Annotated in this window: 1 protein-coding gene; it reads right to left on the bottom strand. The window is 47.3% G+C overall.

What is annotated here, in order from left to right; translation table 11 throughout:
• Nucleotides 1–222 (bottom strand): 60S ribosomal protein L28 (locus J2D73_RS20550; protein WP_207884288.1); only part of this gene is annotated, 222 nt, incomplete at both ends.

Here is a 222-nt window from a genome sequence, read left to right as displayed (position 1 = left end):
CCGTCTTCTTGTTCGCCAACCCAGAGTGCTTGTAGGAATTCACATTGTAAAGATTGTTCGGCTCTTTGCTGAACTGCACCTTGGCATTGCCATTACCAAACTGCTTAACAAGAAAAGCATTGTTTCTCTTCACAATCTCCCAAATAAGTGGCCCAGGAACAGTAGCCATTTCAACAGACAGGAGGCAGCGGCGAAGGGAAATCCCGATCCTCTCACTGTTCG

It is taken from the genome of Acetobacter sacchari (assembly GCF_017377715.1).
Taxonomy (GTDB): domain Bacteria; phylum Pseudomonadota; class Alphaproteobacteria; order Acetobacterales; family Acetobacteraceae; genus Acetobacter; species Acetobacter sacchari.
This window is presented reverse-complemented; position numbering and strand designations above follow the sequence as displayed.